At 70.7% G+C, this 24434-nt stretch carries 1 protein-coding gene (cut by a window edge); it reads right to left on the reverse strand.

Going from position 1 to position 24434, the window contains the following annotated elements; all coding sequences use genetic code 11:
- Positions 1 to 24434 carry the 3' portion of a type I polyketide synthase gene (locus YIM_RS49500; RefSeq protein ID WP_228004305.1) on the reverse strand. It continues 8509 nt past the right edge of the window, so only the last 24434 of its 32943 coding nucleotides appear in the window; its start codon lies off the right edge, out of view; it ends in the stop codon at positions 1 to 3.

Genomic DNA, 24434 nt, shown 5'->3' on the forward strand with positions numbered 1-24434 from the left:
CTAATTCTGGGAAGTGCCATCGGTCGCCAGCCTCAGCAGGCTTTCGGCGTCCATGTCGTCGAGTGAGACGTCGCCGCCATCGGCGGCGGGCGCCGCTTCCGGTTCGCCGTCCTCGCCCGCCAGTCGCAGGACCATGTCGAGCAGCCCGGCCTTGCGCAGCCTGCTGATCGGGATCGAGGCCAGCGTTTCGCGGATGCGGGTGTCCGGGTCGTCGGCGGCGGGCTCGTCGTCGCCGAACAGCTCGGCCTTGAGGAACTTCGCGATCGCCGCCGGGGTCGGGTGGTCGAACACCAGCGCCGCGGCCAGCGACAGCCCGGTGGCCGCCTTGAGCCGGTTGCGCAGCTCCACCCCGGTCACCGAGTCGAAGCCGACCTCGCGGAAGGCCTGGTTCGCCGGCAGCGCGTCGGTGTTGTCGTAGCCGAGCGTGGCCGCCGCCTCGTTCCGCACCAGGTCGAGCAGGGCACGGCCGCGTTCGGCGTCCGGCATCGCGGTCAGGCGCTGCTTGAACTCCGACTCCCCGGCGTCACCGGATTCGGCGGTTTCCGGCTCGGCCAGCGCTTCGACCACCTCGGGGAGTTCCGAGAGCAGCGGGCTCGGCCGGTTCGCGGTGAAGCTCGGCGCGAACCGGGTCCAGTCCGTGTTGGTCACGGTGAGCGCGGCCTGGTCGTCCTCGAGCGCCTGGCGCATCGCGGTGATCGCCAGCTCCGGTGCCATGGTGAGCAGCCCGCGGCGGGTCAGGTGCTCCCACATCGACGGGTTGTCGTGCACCATGCCCGCTTCGGCCCAGGCACCCCAGGCGAGCGCGGTCGCCACCTGGCCACGGCCCCGGCGGTACAACGCGAGCGCGTCCAGGAAGGCGTTCCCCGCCGCGTATCCCGGCTGGCCGCCGCTGCCCCAGTTGGCGGCACCGGAGGAGAACAGCACAAACGCGTCGAGGTCGAGTCCTTCGGTCAGCTCGTGCAGATGCCACGCCGCGGTCATCTTGGCCTGTAGCAACGCATCGAGCTGGTCCATGGTGAGCGCTTCGATGGCCGCGTCACCGACGCCGACCCCGGCCGCGTGCACCACCGCGGTCAGATCCGGGATGTCCCCGATCAGAGCGGCCAACGCGTCGCGGTCCGCCACGTCGCAGGCCGCGATCGTGACTCGCGTACCCGAGGCTTCGAGTTCTTCGCGCAGCTCAACGGCTCCCGGCGCGTCCAGTCCGCGACGGCTGGTGAGCACCAGGTGCTCGGCGCCGCTCGCGGCCGCCCAGCGGGCGACGTACCCGCCGAGTCCACCGGTACCGCCGGTGATCAGCACCGTGCCACGCGCACGCCACGGCTCGGCGGGCCGCTCGGCGACCGGTGCCGCGTGCACCAGCCGTCGCCCGAACACACCGGCCGAACGCACCGCGACCTGGTCTTCCCCGGTCCCGGTGAGCACTCCGGCCAGTCGCTCCGCGGTCCTGTCGTCGAACTCGGCAGGCAGGTCGACCAGCCCGCCCCAGCGGCGCGGCAGTTCGAGCGCGGCCACCCGGCCCATGCCCCAGAGCGCGGCCTGTTCCGGGTTGCGCACCGGGTCGGCCTGACCGACCGAGACCGCTCCCCGGGTAACGCACCACAGCGGAGCCTCGATGCCGGTGTCGCCGAGCGCCTGCGTGATCAGCAGCGTCATCGCGAGGCCCACCGGCACGTTGCCGACCGCCGGTGCCTCCGCGATTCCCGCCAGCGAGACCACCCCGGCGAACTCGTTGTGCGCGACCTCGGCCAGTTCCTTGGCCAGTGCGGTCCGGTGGGTGTCGCCGACCTCCACCAGCACCGCGTCGTCGCCGAGCACGGCCAGCACCTCGGCCACCCACGCGTCACCCGCGTACCCGGCCGGTACGAGGGCGAGCCAGGTGCCGGTGATCGCGGTGGTCGCGGTGATCGGCGTCCACGATTCGCGGTAGCGCCAGGAATCCACAGTGGACTGCGTGCGCTGACGGCTGCGCCACCCGGCCAGCGCGGGCACCACCAGTGCGGCGGTGTCGCTGTCCAGCGCGAGCGCTTCGGCGAAGTCGCCGTCCTCGACCAGGTCCCAGAACGCCGCGTCGACCGGGTCGGCGGTGGCGACCGCCTTCCGCTTCGCCGGTTCCGGCCAGTACCGCTGGCGCTGGAAGGCGTAGGTCGGCAGATCGACCCGGCGAGCGCCCGTCCCGGCGAAGAACACCGTCCAGTCCACCGGAACACCCGCGGCGTAGGCCTCGGCGAGCGAAGTGGTGAAGCGCGCCGGTCCGCCTTCGTCGCGGCGCAGGGAGCCGACCGCGACGACCGGGATCTCCAGGTCCTCGGCGGTGGCCTGCGCCGCCATGGTCAGCACCGGATGCGCGCTCGGCTCGATGAACACCCTGAAGCCGTCGTCGAGCATGGTCTTGACCGCACCGGCGAAGTTCACCGGCTGACGCGCGTTGTGGAACCAGTACTCCGGCCCCAGCTCGCTGCTCTCGACCAGTCCGCCGGTCACCGTCGAGTAGAACGGGATGTTCGCCTCGCGCGGCGTGACGTCAGCGAACATATCGAGAATCGCATCGCGCAGCGGATCGACCTGAGCGCAGTGCGAGGCCACTGTGGACGGAACCACCCGAGCCCGGATGTCCTCAGCCACACAACCCGCCACAAACTCGTCAAGCAGATCCAACGACCCGGCCACCGTCAGCGCCTTGGGACCATTGACCCCAGCAATCGTCAGCCCCTCCGGCAGGCGCTCGCGGAGCTGTTCCTCCGTCAGCGCAACCGAAGCCACCGCACCATTGCCCACCAACTCATCAGCGAACAACTGACTCCGCAACACCACAATCTTCGCCGCGTCCTCAAAACTCAACGCACCCGCGATGTACGCCGCCGGAATCTCACCCTGCGAGGACCCGACCACCGCAGCAGGCTCCACCCCAACCGAACGCCACAACTGCGCCAACGACACCATCACCGCAAACAACAACGGCTGCAGAATCTCGATACGCTCCAGCACCTCGTTGCCCTCACGCAGCTTCTCGATCACCGACCAGCCGACCAACGAACCGACCACCCGATCACACTCAGCCATCCACTCCGCAAACACCGGAGACGAATCCAACAACTCCAACGCCATCCCAGCCCACTGCGCACCCTGACCCGGGAACACAAACACCGGAGCCGACGCACCCTCAACAACACTGCCCCGAACAACGCCGTCACCAAGCAACACCGCACGCGTGTCGAAAACCGTGCGCGAGGTGAGCAGCGAAGCACCGATGTCGATCGAATCCGCGTCCAGCGCCCTGATCCGGTCGAGCTGGGCGTCGACGGCGCCCTCGGTTTTGCCCGAGAGAACCCACGGCACCACACCGTCGATCGGCGAGCGCGTGCCCTTGATCGGCAGCGCGGCCGGTTCCTCTTCCGGAGCCTGCTCCAGAATGATGTGCGCGTTGGTGCCGCTGATGCCGAACGACGACACCCCGGCGCGACGCTCGCGCCCGACCTCGGGCCACGGCTTCGTCTCGGTCAGCACGCTCACCGCACCCGAAGTCCAGTCCACATGCGACGATGGCTCGTCGGCGTGCAGCGTCTTCGGCAGCACCCCGTGCCGCAGCGCCATGACCATCTTGATGATGCCCGCCACCCCGGCAGCGGCCTGCGTGTGGCCCAGGTTCGACTTCACCGAACCCAGCCACAGCGGATGCTCGCGTTCCTGGCCGTACGTGGCGAGCAGCGCCTGCGCCTCGATCGGGTCACCCAGCGCGGTACCGGTGCCGTGCGCCTCGACCGCATCGACGTCCTGAGTGGACAGACCAGCCGAAGCCAGCGCCTGCCGGATCACCCGCTGCTGCGACGGACCATTCGGCGCGGTCAAACCATTCGACGCACCATCCTGGTTCACCGCCGAGCCCTTGACCACGGCGAGGATGTTGTGGCCCTTGCGCTTCGCGTCGGACAACCGCTCGACCACGATCAGGCCGACACCCTCGGACCAGCCGGTGCCGTCGGCGTCGTCGGAGAACGCCTTGCAGCGGCCGTCGGCAGCGAGCGCGCCCTGCTTGGACAGCTCGGAGAAGACCAGCGGCGTGGACATCACCGTCGCGCCACCGGCCAGCGCCAGATCGCATTCGCCCTGCCGCAGCGACTGGACCGCGAGGTGCAGCGCCACCAGCGAGGCCGAGCACGCCGTGTCGACGGTGACCGCCGGGCCCTCGAAACCGAAGGTGTAGGACAGCCGGCCGGAGATCACGCTGGCCGCGAGCCCGGTCGCGCCGTGCCCGCCGGTCTCCTGCCCGGTGTTGGCGATCAGCGTGGCGTAGTCCTGGCCGTTGGTGCCGACAAAAACGCCGGTCTGGCTGCCGCGCAGCTTGGCCGGGTCGAGCCCGGCGCGCTCCAGGGCCTCCCACGAACCTTCCAGCAGCAGGCGCTGCTGCGGGTCCATGGCCAGCGCCTCGCGCGGCGAGATGCCGAAGAAGGCCGGGTCGAACTCGGCCGGGTTCGGCAGGAAGCCGCCGTGGCGGGTGATGCTCGGGTTGTCACCGCCGAACACCTCCTCCAGGTCCCAGCCGCGGTCGGCCGGGAAGCCGGTGACCCCGTCACTGCCGGCGACCAGCAGCTCCCACAGTTCCTCCGGCGATCGCACGTCCCCGGGGAACCAGCAGGACATGCCCACGATCGCGATCGGCTCCGCGTTGTCCCGAGTGCCGTGAAGGTGGCTTTCACGGTGTCCGTCGATGCCGTGAAGGTGGCTTTCACGGCCCAGTAGCTCGCCCACCAGGAACTCCGCCAGCCCCCGGGGCGTCGGGTAGTCGAAGACCAGGCTCGCGGGCAGCGCCAGGCCCGTCGCCTCGTTCAGCTGGTTGCGCAGTTCGACCGCGGTCAGCGAGTCGAACCCGAGGTCGCGGAAGGCGTTGTCCACGCCCACCGCGTTCGCGCTCGGGTAGGCCAGCACCGAAGCGACCCGGCCGCGGACGACGTCCAGCACCGCGTCGACCTGCTCGGTCTCCGGCAGCTCCAGCAGTCGCCGGTGCAGTTCGTTCGCCACGGTCTCGGTGGCCCGGCGAGCCGCCTCGGCCTCGTCCAGCAGGCGCCGCGCACCGGGCAGTTCGCCCAGCGACGGCGTCGGCCGCATGCCGAGCAGCCAGCCGAGCGCCGGCCGCAGATCGGCGACCACCATCGAGGCAGCGCCCTCGGCCACCACCTGCCGCAGTGCCGCGACCGCCAGTTCCGGGTCCATCACCGGCGAGTCCTCGCGGTGCGCCCACTCCGAGTCGACCGCCATGCCCGCCCCGGCCCAGGCACCCCACGCGATCGAGGAGGCGGCGTGCCCGAGCGAACGGCGCCGCTGCGCCAAGGCGTCGAGCACGGCGTTGGCCGCGGCGTAGTTGCCCTGCCCCGGGTTGCCGACGGTTCCGGCAACCGACGAGAACAGCACGAACGCGGTCAGATCCAGCTCTCGGGTCAGTTCGTCGAGCACGATCGCGGCGTCGACCTTCGCGCCGTAGACCGTTGCGAACCGCTCCGGCGTGAGCCCTTCGAGCACCCCGTCGTCGAGCACACCCGCGGTGTGCACCACGCCGGTCAGCGGCTGCTCGGCGGGAATCCCGGCGAGCACCTGCGCCACGCTCTCGCGATCGGTGACGTCGCAGGCGATGATGGTGACGTCGGCACCGAGGCCGGTCAGCTCGTCCCACAGTTCCACCGCGCCCGGTGCGTCCGGCCCGCGACGGCTGAGCAGCACGAGTCGCTGCGCACCCCGCCGGGCCAGGTCCCGCGCCACCTGAGCGCCGAGTGCGCCGGTGCCACCGGTGATCAGCACGGTGCCGGTCGGCTCCCAGTCACCGATGCCGCCCGGCGCCGGTGCCGCGACCACGCGGCGGCCGTAGAGCCCACGGGCGCGCACCGCGACCTGGTCCTCCCCGGCCTGTCCGGAGAGCACGTCGGCGAACCGCCGCGCGACCTGCTCGTCGATCACCTCGGGCAGGTCGACCAGCCCGCCCCACTGACGGGGCAGCTCCAGCGCGGCCACCCGGCCGAGGCCCCAGACCCCGGCCTGCCACGGCTCGCTGACCTGCTCGCTCTCGTCCACCGCGACCGCACCACGGGTGACGGCCCAGACCGGCGCCAGTATCCCGGCGTCGCCCAGTGCCTGCACCAGCGAAGCCGTCGCGGTCACCCCGCCGAGGTCGGCGTCCAGCGCGAGCAGGGAGATCACGCCCGCGAAGCCGCCCTCGAAGTCACCGGGCAGGCGCGCGGTGATCTCCTCGCGGCCGATCCCGGCCACCTCGACGCGCAGCATGTTCGAGCCCAGCACCGCGGTCAGCCACTCGCCGTCGCCGTAACCGGTGGGCACCACGACGAGCCAGGTGCCGGACAGCGCGCCCGAGGCGGCGCCGGGCAGCGCCCGCCACGTCTCCCGGTACCGCCACGAGTCCACAGTGGACCTCGCACGACGGCGGTTGCGCCACGACGACAGCGCGGGCAGCAGAGCGTCCAGCGGTTCTTCGCCGACACCGAGTTCACCGGCCAGGCTCTCCAGGTCCTCGCGTTCGACCGCGGCCCAGAACTCGGCGTCCACGGTGTCCCCGGCTTCGACCTCGGCGTCGACCGGCTCCGGCCAGTAGCGCTCGTGCTGGAAGGCGTAGGTCGGCAGGTCCACCCGGCGCGCACCGGTGCCGGTGAAGATCCCCCGCCAGTCCAGTTCGACGCCGTTGACGTGCAGTTTCGCCAGTGCGCTGACCGCGGCCAGCTCCTCGCCGCGGTCCTTGCGCAGCACCGGCACGGTCACCGACTCCGGTGTGGTCTCGGCCGCCATCGCCGACAGCACGCCGTCCGGCCCCAGCTCCAGGAAGGTGTCGACGCGCTCGCCGATCAGCGTGCGCACGCCGTCGGCGAACCGCACGGTCTCGCGGACGTGCCGCACCCAGTACTCGGGGTCGGCCAGCTGTCCGGGCGTGGCGATCTCACCGCTCAGGTTGGACACCACGGGAATCCGGGGCGCGTCGAAGCGCAGGCCCGTCACCACGGTCCTGAAGTCGGCGAGCATCGAGTTCATCAAGGGTGAGTGGAACGCATGGCTGACCGGCAAACGCCTAGACTTCCGCCCGCGCTCGGCAAAACTCGCCGCGATATCCGCCGTGACCTGGGCGTTTCCGGAGATCACCAGTGAGCCGGGGCCGTTGATCGCGGCGATCGAAACGTCCTCGGTGAGCAGCGGGGTGACTTCCTCCTCGGTGGCCTGGATCGCCACCATCGCTCCGTCGGCGGGGAGCGCCTGCATCAGGCGCGCCCGTGCTTCGACGAGCTTGCAGGCGTCGTCAAGGGTGAACACCCCGGCCACGTGCGCGGCGGCGATCTCGCCGATCGAGTGCCCGGCCAGGTAGTCGGCTCGAATGCCCCACGACTCGATCAACCGGTACAGCGCCACCTCGATGGCAAAGAGCGCGGGCTGCGCGTTCCCGGTCTGGTTCAGCGCTTCCTGGTCCTCACCCCACATGACCTCGCGCACGTCGAGATGTTCCAGCACCTCGTCCAACGCCGCGGCGAACACCGGGAACCGCAGGTACAGCTCCCGGCCCATGCCGATCCGCTGGCTTCCCTGACCGGAGAACAACACCGCCACCGACCGCTCGCCCGCGACACCACGCGCGATCTCGGTGGTCCCGTCGACGAGCACCGCGCGGTGCTCGAAGTCGGACCGCGAGACGACCGTCGAGTAGCCGATGTCCAGCGGCGAGATCTCCGGGTTGTCGGCCACGAACGCTTCGAGCCGGGCGAACTGGGCGCCCAGCGCCTCGGCGGACCGGCCCGACACGAGCCACGGCACCACCGCGGGCTCCAGGTCGGCCTGCTCGATCACCGGTTCGACCTCGGGCGCCTGCTCCAGGATGAGGTGCGCGTTCGTGCCGCTGACCCCGAACGACGACACCCCGGCCCGGCGCGGACGGCCGGTCTCCGGCCACTCGGTGCGCTCGGTGAGCAGTTCCACCGAACCCGCGCCCCATTCCACATTGGACGAAGGCGCGTCGACGTGCAGCGTCTTCGGCAGCACGCGGTGCCGCAGCGCCATCACCATCTTGATCACCCCGGCGACCCCGCCGGCGGACTGCGGGTGCCCGAGGTTGGACTTGATCGAGCCGAGCAGCACCGGCCGTTCGCGGTCTTGGCCGTAGGTGGCGAGCACCGCCTGCGCCTCGATCGGGTCACCGAGCACCGTGCCGGTGCCGTGTGCCTCCACCACGTCCACGTCCGAAGTGGACAGACCGGCGGCGGCCAGCGCGGCGCGGATCACCCGCTGCTGCGACGGGCCGTTGGGCGCGGTCAGGCCGTTCGAGGCACCGTCCTGGTTGATCGCGCTGCCGCGCACCACGGCGAGCACGGTGTGGCCGTTGCGCCGCGCGTCCGACAGCCGCTCCAGCGCGACCACCCCGACGCCCTCGGACCAGCCGGTGCCGTTGGCGGCTTCGGCGAACGACTTGCACCGGCCGTCGGCCGCGAGGCCGCCCTGCGAGCTGAACGCGTTGAACGCGCTCGGCGTCGACATCACCGCGACACCACCGGCCAGCGCCAAATCGCACTCGCCCTGCCGCAGCGCCTGCGACGCCAGGTGGATGGACACCAGCGACGACGAGCACGCGGTGTCCACGGTGACCGCTGGCCCCTCCAGCCCGGCGGTGTAGGAAACGCGACCGGAAATCACGCTGGCCACCGAGGAAGTGGTGGCGTAGACGTCCTTGTCACCGTTGTTGCCCGGCAGGTTCGGGTAGTCCTGCCCGGTGGTGCCCATGAACACGCCGGTCTGGCTGCCGCGCAGGGACATCGGGTCGATGCCCGCGCGCTCGATGGCCTCCCAGGTGGTTTCGAGGACCAGGCGCTGCTGCGGGTCCATCGCCACGGCCTCGCGTGGTGAGATGCCGAAGAAGCCCGCGTCGAACCCGGCGACGTCGGTGAGGAAGCCACCTTCGCGGGTGGCGCTGTTGATCGCGTCCAGTGCCCAGCCGCGGTCGGCCGGGAACCCGGCGATCGCGTCGGTGCCGGAGTCGACCAGCTGCCACAGTTCCTCGGGCGTGGTCACCCCACCCGGGTAGCGGCACGCCATGCCCACGATCACGATGGGGTCGTCCCCGGTGGTGCTGTGAACGTGGCTTTCACGGCTGACTTCGCCGCTGCCGAACAGCTCCTCGAGCAGGTGCTCGGTGAGAGCGCGAGGCGTCGGGTAGTCGAAGACCAGTGCGGCCGGGAGCGCCAGTCCGGTGGCGGCCTTGAGCTGGTTCCGCAGCTGGACCGCGGTCACCGAGTCGAAACCGACCTCACGGAAGGCCTTGCCGGCGGGCAGGTCCTCGGCCGCGTCGAAGCCGAGCGTCGCGGCGGCCTCGGTGCGGACCAGGTCGAGCAGCACGCGTGTGCGTTCCGATTCGGACAGTCCGGCGAGCCGCTGCTTGAGCGCCGACTCCTCTTCCGGCGCGTCGTCCGCGAGCGCCTGCCGGGCTGCCGGGATCTCCGAGAGCAACCGGCTCGGGCGCTGGCTGGTGAAGCTCGGCGCGAACCGCTCCCAGTCGGTGTTGGTGACGGTGATCAGCGTGCGGTCCTCTTCGATGGCCCGCTGCATGGCGTTGATCGCCAGCTCCGGTTCCATCGACAGCAGGCCGCGCCGCAGCAAGTGCTCGGCCATGTCCTCGTGCGTGGCCATGCCCGCCTCGGCCCAGGCGCCCCAGGCGATCGAGGTCGCGGTGAGCCCGTGCGCGCGGCGGTACTGGGCCAGTGCGTTGAGGAAGGTGTTGCCCGCCGCGTAACCCGGCTGGCCGCCGCTGCCCCACATCGCCGCGCCCGAGGAGAACAACACGAACGCGTCCAGGTCCCCGGTCAGCTCGTGCAGGTTCCACGCGGCGGTCAGTTTCGACCGCATCAGCGCGTCCAACTGGTCGAGGGTCAGCGTCTCGGCCGGAGCGTCGCCGACACCGACACCGGCCGTGTGCACCACGGCGGTCACCGGGTGTTCGGCGAGCAGTTCGGCCAGAGCCTCGCGGTCGGCCGCGTCGCAGGCGGCGACGGTGACGCGGGCACCCATGGCTTCGAGGTCGTCGCGCAGCTCTGGCGCGCCCGGTGCTTCGAGGCCACGACGGCTGGTGAGCAGCAGGTGTTCCGCGCCGGTCTCGACCGCCCAGCGGGCCACATAACCACCGAGGCCACCGGTTCCGCCGGTGATCAGGACGGTGCCGCTCGGCTGCCAGCGGCGCACCTGCTCGGCCGGGGCCGCGTGCACCAGACGCCGTCCGTAGACACCTTCGGCGCGGATCGCGACCTGGTCCTCGTCACCGGACAGCACGGCGGCCAGGCGACCGTCGATCTCGCCGGTGACATCGACCAGGCCACCCCAGCGGCGAGGCTGTTCGAGTGCGACCGCGCGGCCGAGACCCCACAGCGCGGCTTGGTCAGGATCGGTGACCTCGGCCGAATCCGCCACCGCGACGGCGCCACGCGTGACGTTCCACAATGGAGCGTCGATCCCGGCGTCCGCGAGGGCCTGCAACAGAGTGAGCGAACGGGACAGCCCGGCGGGCACGGCTCCGATGCGCGGCGCGTCGGTCGTTCCGAGCAGCGAAACCACCCCGGCGACCTCAAACCCGCGCAACCGCTCGGCCAGCTCTTCGCGCTCGACCGCACCGACCTCCAGCGTGACGGTCTCCACGCCCAGATCGACCGGCTCGCCACCCTCCGGCACGACGACCAGCCAGGTACCCGACAGCTCACCGGACGGCTTGATCGGCGTCCACGACTCGTCGTACCGCCACGAATCCACTGTGGACTTCGCGCGGCGACGGCTGCGCCACCCGGCCAAAGCCGGCACCACCCGTGCCGCGGTGTCGGTGTCCAGGTCCAGTTCAGTGGCGAAGTCACCTTCGTCGACCAGTTCCCAGAACTCGGCGTCCACCGGGTCCACCGTGGTCACCGGCGCGCTCGGCTCCGGCCAGAACTGCTTGTGCTGGAAGGCGTAGGTCGGCAGGTCCACCCGGCGCGCGCGGGTCCCGGCGAAGAACAGCCGCCAGTCCACGCCCACGCCCGCGACGTAGGCCTCGGCGAGGGAGGTCGTGAACCGGTCCGCGCCGCCCTCGTCCCGGCGCAGCGAGCCCACCGTGACGGTCGGCACGTCCAGCGACTCGGCCGTCTGCTGCGCCGCCATGGTCAGCACCGGATGCGCGCTCGGCTCGATGAACACCCTGAAGCCGTCGTCGAGCATGGTCTTGACCGCACCGGCGAAGTTCACCGGCTGACGCGCGTTGTGGAACCAGTACTCCGGCCCCAGCTCGCTGCTCTCGACCAGTCCGCCGGTCACCGTCGAGTAGAACGGGATGTTCGCCTCGCGCGGCGTGACGTCAGCGAACATATCGAGAATCGCATCGCGCAGCGGATCGACCTGAGCGCAGTGCGAGGCCACTGTGGACGGAACCACCCGAGCCCGGATGTCCTCAGCCACACAACCCGCCACAAACTCGTCAAGCAGATCCAACGACCCGGCCACCGTCAGCGCCTTGGGACCATTGACCCCAGCAATCGTCAGCCCCTCCGGCAGGCGCTCGCGGAGCTGTTCCTCCGTCAGCGCAACCGAAGCCACCGCACCATTGCCCACCAACTCATCAGCGAACAACTGACTCCGCAACACCACAATCTTCGCCGCGTCCTCAAAACTCAACGCACCCGCGATGTACGCCGCCGGAATCTCACCCTGCGAGGACCCGACCACCGCAGCAGGCTCCACCCCAACCGAACGCCACAACTGCGCCAACGACACCATCACCGCAAACAACAACGGCTGCAGAATCTCGATACGCTCCAGCACCTCGTTGCCCTCACGCAGCTTCTCGATCACCGACCAGCCGACCAACGAACCGACCACCCGATCACACTCAGCCATCCACTCCGCAAACACCGGAGACGAATCCAACAACTCCAACGCCATCCCAGCCCACTGCGCACCCTGACCCGGGAACACAAACACCGGAGCCGACGCACCCTCAACAACACTGCCCCGAACAACGCCGTCACCAAGCAACACCGCACGCGTGTCGAAAACCGTGCGCGTGGTCAGCAGCGAAGCACCGACGTCCACCGGGTCGGCGTCCACCGCCCGCACCCGCTCCAGTTGCACGTCCAGCGCGGCGGCCGACTTCGCGGAGAGCACCCACGGCGCCTGCCCCTCGATCGGCGCCGGGCCGGCGGGCAGGTCGAGCAGTGGCGCGTCCGATTTCGGCGCCTGCTCCAGGATCACGTGCGCGTTCGTCCCGCTGATACCGAACGAGGAAACGCCCGCACGGCGCACCCGGTCGACCTCCGGCCAGTCCGTGGCTCGCATCAGCACCTCGACCGAACCGGCTTCCCAGTCCACATGGGACGAAGGCGTGTCGACGTGCAGCGTCTTCGGCAGCAGGCCGTGCCGCAGCGCCATCACCATCTTGATCACCCCGGCGACCCCGGCCGCGGCCTGGGTGTGCCCGAGGTTCGACTTCACCGATCCGACGTACAGCGGCCGGTCGCGGTCCTGGCCGTAGGTGGCCAGCAGCGCCTGTGCCTCGATCGGATCGCCCAAGGTCGTACCGGTGCCGTGTGCCTCCACCGCATCGACGTCCTGAGTGGACAGGCCTGCCGAAGCCAGGGCCTGTCGGATGACGCGCTGCTGCGACGGACCATTCGGCGCGGTCAGGCCGTTGGACGCGCCGTCCTGGTTGATCGCCGAACCGCGCATCACAGCGAGGATCGTGTGGCCGTTGCGCTTCGCGTCGGACAGCCGCTCCAGCACCAGCAAACCGACGCCCTCGGAGAATCCCGCGCCGTCAGCGGAGTCGGAGAAGGCCTTGCACCGGCCGTCCACCGCGAGGCCGCGCTGACGCGACAGCTCGACGAACGTGCTCGGCGTGGACATCACCGTGACACCACCGGCCAGCGCCAGATCGCACTCGCCCTGCCGCAGTGACTGGGCGGCCAGGTGCATGGTGACCAGCGACGACGAGCAGGCCGTGTCGACGGTGACCGCCGGGCCCTCGAAGCCGAAGGTGTAGGAGACGCGGCCCGAAGCGACGCTCAGCGAACCGCCCGTGGCCTGGAAGCCCTCGGAGGTCTCGGCGTCCAGGATCGTCGCGTAGTCGCTGTACATCACGCCGGCGAACACGCCGGTCTGGCTGCCGCGCAGGGACGCCGGGTCGATGCCCGCGCGCTCCAGCGCTTCCCACGAACCTTCCAGCAGCAGGCGCTGTTGTGCGTCGGTGGCCAGTGCCTCACGCGGGCTCATGCCGAAGAACACCGGGTCGAATTCGCCGGCGTCGTGCAGGAATCCGCCGAGACGCGTGTACGAGGTGCCGGAGACCTCGGGGTCCGGGTTGTACAGCGCGTCGAGATCCCAGCCGCGGTTGCTCGGGAAGCCGGTGATCGCGTCGGCGCCCTCGGAAACCAGCCGCCACAGGTCCTCCGGCGATCCGACGTCACCGGGGAAGCGGCAGGACATGCCGACGATCACGATCGGGTCATCGCCGTGCAGGTTGCTTTCAGAAAGAGATTGTGCGGAGCTCCGTTGAGGGTGGTGGTGGGTGACGGGCGGGCGCTTCACCGTGCCGTGAATGTGGCTTTCACGGCTTTCGAACAGCTCGTCGCGCAGGTAGGCGGCCAGCACGGCAGGCGTCGGGTAGTCGAAGACCAGGGTCGCGGGCAGCTTCAGCCCGGTCGCCGAGGTGAGCCGGTTGCGCAGCTGCACCGCGGTCAGCGAGTCGAAGCCCATGCTCTGGAAGGCGAGCTGCGGGTCGACCGCTGCGGCACCCGAGTAGCCCAGCACCACCGCGACCTGACCGCGAACCAGATCCGCGAGCGCCGTGGTGCGCTCGGCATCGCCCAGCGACGCGAGCCGCTGGACCAGCGTCATCGCGGTCTCCGCCCCGGCGACCGTCCGCCGCGAGCGGCTGCGGACCAGGCCGCGCAGCAGCGGCCGCACTTCACCCTGCGCCCGCAGCGCGGGCAGGTCGAGCCGGATCGGCACCAGGGTGGGCTCGGTGGCAGCCATCGCGTCGTCGAACAGGGCCAGGCCCTGCTCGACGGTCATCGGCGGCATCCCGGCCCGGCCGAGGCGTTCCCCGGCGTCCTTGTCGGCCAGCATCCCGGTCTGGTCCCAAGCGCCCCAGGCCAGCGACACCGCGGGCAGGCCCTCGGCCCGGCGGTGCTCGGCGAGCGCGTTCAGGAAGGCGTTCGCCGCGGCGTAGTTGCCCTGCCCGGCGGTGCCGAACACCCCGGCGGCCGACGAGAACAACACAAAGGCGTCGAGGTCGCCGGTCAGCTCGTGCAGGTTCCAGGCCGCGTCGACCTTGGGCCGGAGCACGGTGTCGAGCCGGTCCGCGTCAAGGGAGCCGATCACGCCGTCGTCGAGCACCCCGGCCGTGTGGATCACGGACTTCACCTCGTGCTCGGCCAGCAACGCGGCCAGCGCCTCCCGGTCGGCGACATCACACGCCACGACCTGCACGTTCGCGTCGATGTCCGACACGTCAGCCTCACCACGACGACTGACCAGCAGCAGGTCCCGCACGCCGTGCTCGTTCACCAGATGCCGCGCGATCTCCAGGCCGAGACCGCCCGTGCCACCGGTGATCAGCACCCGGCCGGACCAGCTGAACTCGGTCTCCGGCTGCGTGCGGGCCAGGCGCGGCACCAGGATCTTGCCGTCCTGGACGCGGACGTGTGGTTCGTCGACGGCAAACGCTTCCGGCGGCACGTCCCCATCGGTCTCGATCAAGCCGAACCGGCCGGGGTTCTCGGCCTGCGCGACCCGCACCAGGCCACCGACCGCCGCCGCGGCGAGACCACCGCGCGTCACGATCACCAGCCGCGAATCGCGCTGCCGGCGCTGGAGCACACCGAGCACTTCGGCGGTCGCCGCATGGGTGCCCGCGACCACGTCGTCGGTGGTCTCGACCTGGTACACCTCGTAGTCGTCCACAGTGGACTGGGCCGTGGCGGGCACCCAGTCGACGCGGAACAGCGGTTCGCGCTGCGCGACCGGCTCGGCGACCACGCGCGTGACCAGCGACCGCACCGACGCGACCGGCGCACCGGCCGGATCGGCCACCGCGATCGCAAAACCCTCGCCGGTGGGCGTGAACCGCACGCGCACCGCGGAAGCTGCGGTCGCGTGCAGCGAGACGCCTTCCCACGAGAACGGCAATCCGCCGCCACCACCGTCGGTCACGCCGACCAGCAGTGGTGCGTGGAGACTCGCGTCCAGCAAGGCCGGGTGCAGGCCGAACCCGTCCGGCGGAACACCGTCGGGCAGCGCGGCTTCGGCGAAGATCTCGTCACCGACGCGCCAGGCCGCGCGCAAGCCCTGGAACACCGGCCCGTACTCGAAACCGAGTTCGGCGAAACGCTGGTAGCAGTCGTCCACGTCGATCGGCTCCGCGCCGGCGGGCGGCCAGGCCGTGTCGAGTTCGGCGGTGAACGCGCCGACGGCGAGCACACCGGTGGCGTGCTCGGTCCACGGTTCATCCACAGCGTCCTCGGGCCGGCTGTGGATGGTGATCGGGCGCTGCCCGGCGTCGTCCGCCGCGCCGACGCGGACCTGGAGGCGCACGGCCTGCTCGGTCAGCACCAGCGGGGCGGCCAGGGTCAGTTCCTCGATCCGGTCGCAGCCGACCTCGTCACCCGCGCGCACGGCGAGTTCGACGAACGCCGTGCCCGGCAGCAACGCCTGCCCGTTGACCGCGTGGTCGGCCAGCCACGGGTGCGACCGCAGCGAAAGGCGGCTGGTCAGCACGTCTTCGCCCTCGGCGAGTTCGACGGCCGCGCCGAGCAGCGGGTGCTCGATCGCGCCCAATCCGGCGGCGCGGACGTCACCTGCGTGCCCGGTGGCGCTGGGCCAGAACCGTTCGTGCTGGAAGGCGTAGGTGGGCAGGTCGACCTGCCGGGCGCCCTCGGGGAAGAAAGCGGTCCAGTCCACCGGAACGCCCCGCACGTAGGCCTCGGCGACCGAGATGGTGAACCGCAACCAGTCGCCGTCGTCGCGCCGGAGCGTGCCGAGCACGATCCCGGCGACACCCGCGGCTTCCAGCGTCTGTTCGACGCCGACCGTGAGCACCGGGTGCGCGCTCGGCTCGACGAAGACCCGGTAGCCGTCGTCGAGCAGCTTGCGGGTGGCGCGTTCGAACTCGACGGTCTGGCGGAGGTTGGTCACCCAGTACCCGGCGTCGAGGCGGGCGGTGTCGATCGGCTCGCCGGAAACGGTGGAGTAGAAGGGAATCTCACCGGTGCGCGGGGTGATCGGCGCCAGGTCGGCCAGCACGCGCTCGCGAATGGTCTCCACCTGCGGGGTGTGCGAGGCGTAGTCCACCGAGATGCGGCGGGCGCGGATGCCGTCGGCCTCGCAGGCGGCCTTCAGCTCGTCGAGCGCGGCGTCTTCCCCGGCGACCACGGTCGCGCCGGGACCGTTGACCGCGGCGACCGAGATGCGCTGGCCCCACAGCTTCAACCGCGGCCGCAGCTCGTCCACCGGCTGGGCCACCGACATCATGCCGCCGTGCCCGGCCAGCGACTCCGCCACGGCCTGGCTGCGCAGCGCGACCACGCGGGCCGCGTCCTCCAGGCTGAGCGCCCCGGCGACCACGGCCGCCGCGATCTCACCCTGCGAGTGCCCGACCACCGCGTCGGGGGCGACCCCGGCCGACCGCCACAGCTCGGCCAGCGAAACCATCACGGCCCACAACACCGGCTGCACCACGTCGACGCGGTCGAAGTCCTCACCACCGCGAAGCACGTCGAGCAGGTTCCAGTCGACAAAGGGATCCAGCGCCACCGCGCATTCGGCGACGCGCTCGGCGAACACCGGCGAGGTCGCCAGCAGGTCCTGTCCCATGCCGAGCCACTGCGAACCCTGGCCGGGGAAAACGAACACGGCCTTGCCGAGAGCACCGGCCACCCCGGTCACCACACCACCGGCGGGCTCGTCCAGCGAACGCAGCAGTGCGCGGTGGTCGTCGCCGAGGATCACCGCGCGGTGCTCGAAGGCGGTGCGCGTGGTCACCAGCGAATAGCCGACATCGACCGGATCAGCGTCCACAGTGGACAGCTTGTCCGCCTGGGCGCGCAGCGCCGCAGCCGACTTGGCCGAGAGCACCCACGGCACCACACCGGCCACCGGCTCAGCGGGTTCGCCCGGCTGGGCTTCGGGCGCCTGCTCCAGGATCACGTGCGCGTTCGTCCCGCTGACGCCGAACGACGACACCGCGGCCCGGCGCACCCGCTCGACCTCGGGCCAGGCGGTCGGCTCGGTCAGCAGTTCGACGGCACCGGCGTCCCAGTCCACATGCGACGAAGGAGTCCCGGCGTGCAGGGTGCGCGGCAACGTGCCGTGGCGGAGCGCCAGCACCATCTTGATCACCCCGGCGACCCCGGCCGCGGCCTGGGTGTGCCCGAGGTTCGACTTCACCGAGCCGAGCAGCAGCGGCTGTTCGCGATCCTGCCCGTAGGTGGCCAGCAACGCCTGCGCTTCGATCGGGTCGCCCAGCGTGGTCCCGGTGCCGTGACCTTCCACCGCGTCGACGTCCTGAGTGGACAGACCTGCCGAAGCCAGCGCCTGCCGGATCACCCGCTGCTGCGACGGCCCGTTCGGCGCGGTCAGCCCGTTCGAGGCGCCGTCCTGGTTCACCGCGGAACCCTTGACCACGGCGAGGATGTTGTGCCCGTTGCGCTTCGCGTCCGACATGCGTTCCAGCACCAGCAGGCCGACACCCTCGGACCAGCCGACACCGTCGGCGTCGTCGGAGTACGCCTTGCAGCGGCCGTCCTCGGCGAGACCACGCTGCCGCGAGAAGGCGATGAACGTGTTCGGCGTGGACATGACCGTCACGCCGCCGGCGAGCGCCAGCGAGCATTCGCCGTTGCGCAGCGCCTGCATCGCCCAGTGCATCGCCACCAGCGACGACGAACACGCCGTGTCGACCGTGACCGCCGGGCCTTCCAGTCCGAGCGTGTAGGCGACCCGGCCGGACGCGACGCTCGGTGAGGTGCTGGTCGCCTGGTAGTTCTCGAAGTCGTCCCCGTTGAGCAGGGAGGCGTAGTCGCTGTACATGACGCCGGTGAACACGCCGGTCGCGCTGCCCTTGAGCGACGCCGGGTCGATGCCCGCGCGCTCCAGCGCCTCCCAGGAACCTTCCAGCAACAGGCGCTGCTGGGAGTCGGTCGCCATGGCCTCGCGCGGGCTCATGCCGAAGAAGGCCGGGTCGAACTGGGCCGCGTCGTGCAGGAAGCCGCCCTCACGGGTGTAGGACGTGCCAGGCCGCTCGGGGTCCGGGTCGTAGAGCGAGTCGAGGTCCCAGCCACGGTCGCCGGGGAACTCGGTGATCGCGTCGGCGCCCTCGGACACCAGCCGCCACAGGTCCTCCGGCGACCTGACCCCGCCGGGGAACCGGCAGGACATGCCGACGATCACGATCGGGTCGTCGCCGTGAATGTGGCTTTCACGGCGCACCTCGGTGCCGTGCACCTGGCTTTCACGGCCGCCGAACAGCTCTTCGGCCAGGTACGAAGCCAGCGCGGTAGGCGTCGGGTAATCGAAAACCATGGTCGCCGGTAGGCGCAAGCCGGTCGTGGTGCCGAGGCGGTTGCGCAGTTCGACGGCGGTCAGCGAGTCGAAGCCCAGCTCGGAGAACTGCTTGCCGGGGTCGACTTCGGTGGCGTCGGTGTGGCCGAGCACCCCGGCCACCTCCGTGCGCACCAGGTCGAGCAGCAGGTCCAGGCGTTCGGCCTCGGTGCGGCCGGTCAGCCGCCGGACCAGGCCCACGGCGGTCTCGGACCCGGCGACCGAGCGACGGGTCCGCGTCCGGATCAGGCCGCGCAGCAACGGCGGGATCTCGTCGCGCGTTCGCAGCACCGGCAGGTCGAGGCGCACCGGGACGACCAGCGGCCCGCCCGCCAGCGCGGCGTCGAACAGGTGCAGGCCCTGTTCGGCGGGCAGCGGCGGCATACCGGAGCGCTCCAGTCGCCGGGTGTCCGCTTCGGACAGTGCACCGGCCATGCCGGTTTCCCAGGCGCCCCAGGCCATCGACACCCCGGGAAGGCCCTGGTGACGGCGGTGGGTCATCAGCGCGTCGGCGAACGCGTTGGCGGCGGCGTAGTTGCCCTGCCCCGCGCCACCGAACACCCCGGCGATGGACGAGAAGACCACAAAGGCGTCCACGTCGGCCAGTTCGTGCAGGTTCCAGAGCGCGTCCACCTTGGGCCGGAGCACGTTGTCCAGGCGTTCCGGGGTCAGCGAGCCGATCACCCCGTCGTCGAGCACCCCGGCCGCGTGAATCACGGCCTTGACGTCGTGACGCTCCAGCAACGCGGCCAGCGCCTCGCGGTCGGCCACGTCACACGCTTCGACCTGCACGTTCGCGTCGATGTCCGACACGTCGGCTACACCACCGCGGCTGACCAGCAGCAGGTCCCGCACGCCGTGTTCGGCGACCAGGTGCCGGGCGATCTCCAGGCCGAGACCACCGGTGCCCCCGGTGATCAGCACCTGGCCGGACCAGGTGATCGGTTCCTGAGCCGCCGTGCGGGCCAGGCGCGGGACCAGGATCTCACCGTCACGGATGGCGACCCGCGGCTCATCGACCGCAAGCGCTTGCGGCAGCAGTTCCCCGGAGTCGGCTTCGATCAGGCCGAACCGGCCGGGGTGCTCGGCCTGCGCCGAGCGCACCAGCCCGCCGATCGCGGCTCCGGCCAGGTCACCGGCCTTGGTCAGGAACACCAGGCGCGATCCGGCGAACCGCTCGTCACCGAGCCATTCCTGCACCATGGCGAGCACCCGGGTGGTCAGCGCGTGTGTCGACGCAACCACGTCGGTGTCGCCCTCGACCGCGACGACCAGCGACGCGGGAACGTCCACAACGGACTTGAGCGGACCGTCCAGCGTGACCACCGGGACCGGTGCGGGCGCGGTGACCGCACGCCACTCCACCTCGAACAGGTCGGTCACGCCGGTGCTCCGGCCGGCTGAGATCGGCCGGGTGACCAGCGATTCGACCGAGGCCACCAGGTCGCCGGCGGGGTCCGCGAGCGCGATCGAGAGCGTGTCGCCGTCCTGCACCAGCCGGACGCGCACGGTCTTGGCGCCGGTCGCGTGCAGCGACAAGCCGGTCCACGAGAACGGCATTCCGGGCGTGCCGTCCCCGGCGGCCAGCACGGCGTGGAGGCTCGCGTCCAGCAGCGCGGGGTGGATGCCGAAGCCGTCCGGTGCGACGTCCTCGGGCAGCGTGACTTCGGCGTAGATCGCCTCGTCGGTCCGCCAGACGGCTTGCAGGCCCTGGAAGGCGGGGCCGTAGGCGAAGCCCTGCTCGGCGAACCGGTCGTAGTCCACCTCGACCGGCTGCGCGTCGGCGGGCGGCCAGGTCGTGGTGTCGAAGTCGGCGCAGAACTCGCCGGTGGACAGGGTGCCGGTGGCGTGCCGGGTCCACGGCAGGTCAGCCGAGGGCCGCGAGTAGATAGCGAACGCGCCCGCGTCGTCGACCGAGACCTGCAGCTGAACCGCGCCCTGCTCCAGGACGAGCGGCTCGGCGAGGGTCAGCTCGTCGACGCGATCGTGGCCAAGCTCGTCCCCGGCACGCAACGCCAGTTCGGCGAACGCGGCGCCGGGCAGGATGATCCGGCCGTTGACCACGTGGTCGGCAAGCCAGGGCTGCGCGCTGGCGGAGAGGCGACTGGTGAACAACGCGCCGTCGCGCTCGGCGAGATCGACCGAGGCGCCGAGCAACGGGTGTTCCACCGCGGTCAACCCGAGTCCGGAGGCGTCGCCGGTGCGGACAGCTGTCGGCCAGAACCTCCGCCGCTGGAAGGCGTAGGTCGGCAGGTCGACTCGGTGGGCACCGTCGTAGAAGGGTCGCCAGTCGACCGGCACGCCGTTCACGTGCAGGCGTGCGAGAGCGGTCAGCGCGGAGGTTTCTTCGGGCTGGTCCTTGCGCAGGATGGGCACGGCGAGGGCGTTCTCGGCGACCATCGCCGCTAGCACGCCGCCTGGGCCCAGTTCCAGGAAGTGCGCGTCCCCGATGGCGGCCACGTTGTCGGCAAACCGGACGGTATCGCGAACGTGCCGCACCCAATAGTCCACCGTGGTCACATCGCCCGTGGTGGAAATAGGGATGCGCGGCTCGTGGAAGGTCAGGTGCTCGATGGCCGAGCGGAAGTCCTCCAGCATCGGCTCCATCAACGGCGAATGGAACGCATGCGACACCTTGAGCCGACTGGTCTTCTCGAAACCGGAAGCGATCTCGACTACCGCCGCTTCCTCACCAGCGATGACCACCGAGTTCGGGCCATTGATCGCCGCGATGGACACGCCCTCGGCGAGAGGAATCTCCTCTTCGGTGGCCTGGATCGCCACCATCGCACCACCAGTCGGAAGCGCCTGCATCAACCGAGCACGCGCCTCGATCAGCGTGCACGCGTCTTCCAGGCTGAGGACCCCGGCCACGTGGGCGGCGGCCACCTCACCGATCGAGTGGCCAGCCAGGTGATCCGGCTTGAGCCCCCACGACTCAGCCAAGCGATACAGCGCCACCTCGATCGCGAACAGAGCGGGCTGCGCATTACCGGTCTGGTTCAGCGCCTCCTGATCCCCGCCCCACATGACCTCACGGACATCCAGATGCGACAAGACCTCATCCAGAGCGGCAGCGAAAACCGGAAACCGGGAATACAACTCACGGCCCATACCGACCCGCTGGCTCCCCTGGCCCGAGAACAACACCGCCAGAGGACGCTCGGCAGAAACTCCACGCGCGACCTCGACACCGTCCAGCAACACCGCACGCTGCTCGAAACTCGAACGCAGCGTGAGCGAGTAACCGATGTCCAGCGGCGACGCGTCCAGCGAACGAATGCGCTCGACCTGCTCATCCAGCGCGGCCTCGGTCCGCGCCGACACAACCAGGGGCACCGGATGCTCAACCGGCGTCGGCTCCACCGTCGTGACGGCCGCCTGCTCCAAGATCACATGCGCATTCGTGCCACTGACACCGAACGAAGACACACCAGCCCGGCGCATCCGCCCGACCTCAGGCCACGCCACCTGCGACGTCAGCAGCTCGACCGAACCCGACTCCCAGTCCACATGCGACGAAGGTTTCTCGGCGTGCAGCGTGCGCGGCAGCACACCGTGCCGCATGGCCATCACCATCTTCATCACGCCCGCGACACCCGCCGCGGCCTGCGTGTGCCCCAGGTTCGACTTGATCGACCCCAGCAGCAACGGCCGCTCGCGGTCCTGTCCATAGGTCGCCAGCAGCGCCTGCGCCTCGATCGGATCACCCAGCGTCGTACCGGTGCCGTGACCTTCGACCGCGTCGACGTCCTGAGTGGACAGACCAGCCGAAGCCAGCGCCTGCCGGATCACCCGCTGCTGCGACGGACCATTCGGCGCAGTCAAACCATTCGACGCACCATCCTGGTTCACCGCACTACCGCGAACCACCGCAAGAACCTCGTGCCCATTGCGCTGCGCGTCAGAAAGGCGTTCCAGCACAACAAGGCCGACACCTTCGGACCAGCCGACACCGTCCGCGTCATCGGAGTACGCCTTGCACCGGCCGTCCTCGGAAAGTCCGCGCTGTCGCGAGAACGAGACGAACGTGCTCGGCGTCGACATGATCGTCACCCCACCGGCCAGCGCCAGCGAGCACTCCCCCGACCGCAACGCCTGCATCGCCCAGTGCATCGCCACCAACGACGACGAACATGCCGTGTCGACCGTGACCGCCGGGCCTTCGAGCCCGAGGGTGTAGGCGACCCGGCCGGACGCCACGCTCGGCGAGGTGCTGGTTCCTTCGTAGCCCTCGTCACCTTCGACGAGCGAGCCGTAGTCGTTGTACATGACCCCGGCGAACACACCGGTCTGACTGCCACGCAAGGAAACCGGATCGATCCCCGCCCGCTCGATCGCCTCCCACGACGTCTCCAGCAACAACCGCTGCTGGGAGTCGGTCGCGAGCGCCTCACGCGGGCTCATCCCGAAGAACGCCGGATCGAACTCGGCCGCATTGTGCAAGAAGCCGCCGTGCCTGGTGTATGAGGTGCCGGGGTGGTCGGGGTCCGGGTGGTACAGCGAGTCCAGGTCCCAGCCGCGGCCGGCCGGGAAGCCCGACACCGCGTCGGTGCCGTCCACCGCGAGCCGCCACAGGTCCTCCGGTGAGCCGACGCCACCGGGGAAGCGGCAGGCCATGCCGACGATCACGATCGGGTCGTCGGTGACCGGCGGTAGCGACCGCAGCGGCACGCTCATGTCCGCGTCGGCGCCGAGCAGTTCGTCGCGCAGGTAACCGGCCAGCGCCAGCGTGGTCGGGTAGTCGAAGATCAGCGTCGCGGGCAGTCGCAGGCCGCTCGCCGCGCCGAGGCGGTTCCGCAACTCGATCGCGGTCAGCGAGTCGAAACCGAGGTCCTTGAACGGCCGGGTCGGCTCCACGCGCGAGGTGGTGCCGTGGCCGAGCACGGCCGCGACCTGTCCGCGGACCAGGTCGACCAGCACTTCGCGACGCTCGTCCTCACCGAGCGCGGTCAGGCGGCGGACCAGCGAGTCGGCCGCCTCGGCGCCGACGGCGGACCGCCGCGAGCGGGTCCGGATCAGGCCACGCAGCAACGGCCGCACGTCACCGCGTGCCCGCAGCGCGGCGAGGTCCAGGTGGACCGGGAGCACCAGCGGTTCCCCGGCCAGCGCGGCGTCGAACAGTTCGACGCCCTCTTCCGGCGACAGCGCGCGCATGCCCGCGCGGGACATCCGCTCCGCGTCCGAGCCCGCCATCATGCCGGTGTCGGCCCACGCTCCCCAGGCCAGCGAAACCCCGGGCAGGCCCTGCGCCCGGCGGTGGGCGGCGAGCGCGTCGAGGAAGGAGTTCGCGGCGGCGTAGTTGCCCTGCCCGGCGGTGCCGAACACCCCGGCGACCGAGGAGAACACCACAAAGGCGTCCAGGTCGCCGGTCAGCTCGTGCAGGTTCCACGCGCCGTCGACCTTGGGACGGAGCACCTTGTCGAGGCTTTCCGGGGTGAGCGAGTCGAGCATGCCGTCGTCGAGCACACCGGCGGTGTGGATGACCGCCTTGACGTCGTGACGCGCCAGCAACGCGGCCAGCGCCTCGCGATCGGCCACGTCACAGGCTTCGACCTGCACGTTCGCGTCGATGTCCGACACGTCGGCTACACCACTGCGACTGACCAGCAGCAGATCGCGCACGCCGTGTTCGGCGACCAGGTGCCGGGCGATCTCCAGCCCAAGACCACCGGTGCCCCCGGTGATCAGGACCTGACCGGACCAGGTGATCGGCTCCTGCGCAACCGTGCGGACCAGGCGCGGGACCAGGATCTCGCCATTACGGATGGCCACGTGTGGTTCGTCGACCGCGATCGCTTGCGGCAGCAGTTCGGTGTCGTCCGCTTCGACCAGGACAAAGCGGCCCGGGT

The organism is Amycolatopsis sp. YIM 10 (assembly GCF_009429145.1).
Lineage (GTDB): Bacteria > Actinomycetota > Actinomycetes > Mycobacteriales > Pseudonocardiaceae > Amycolatopsis.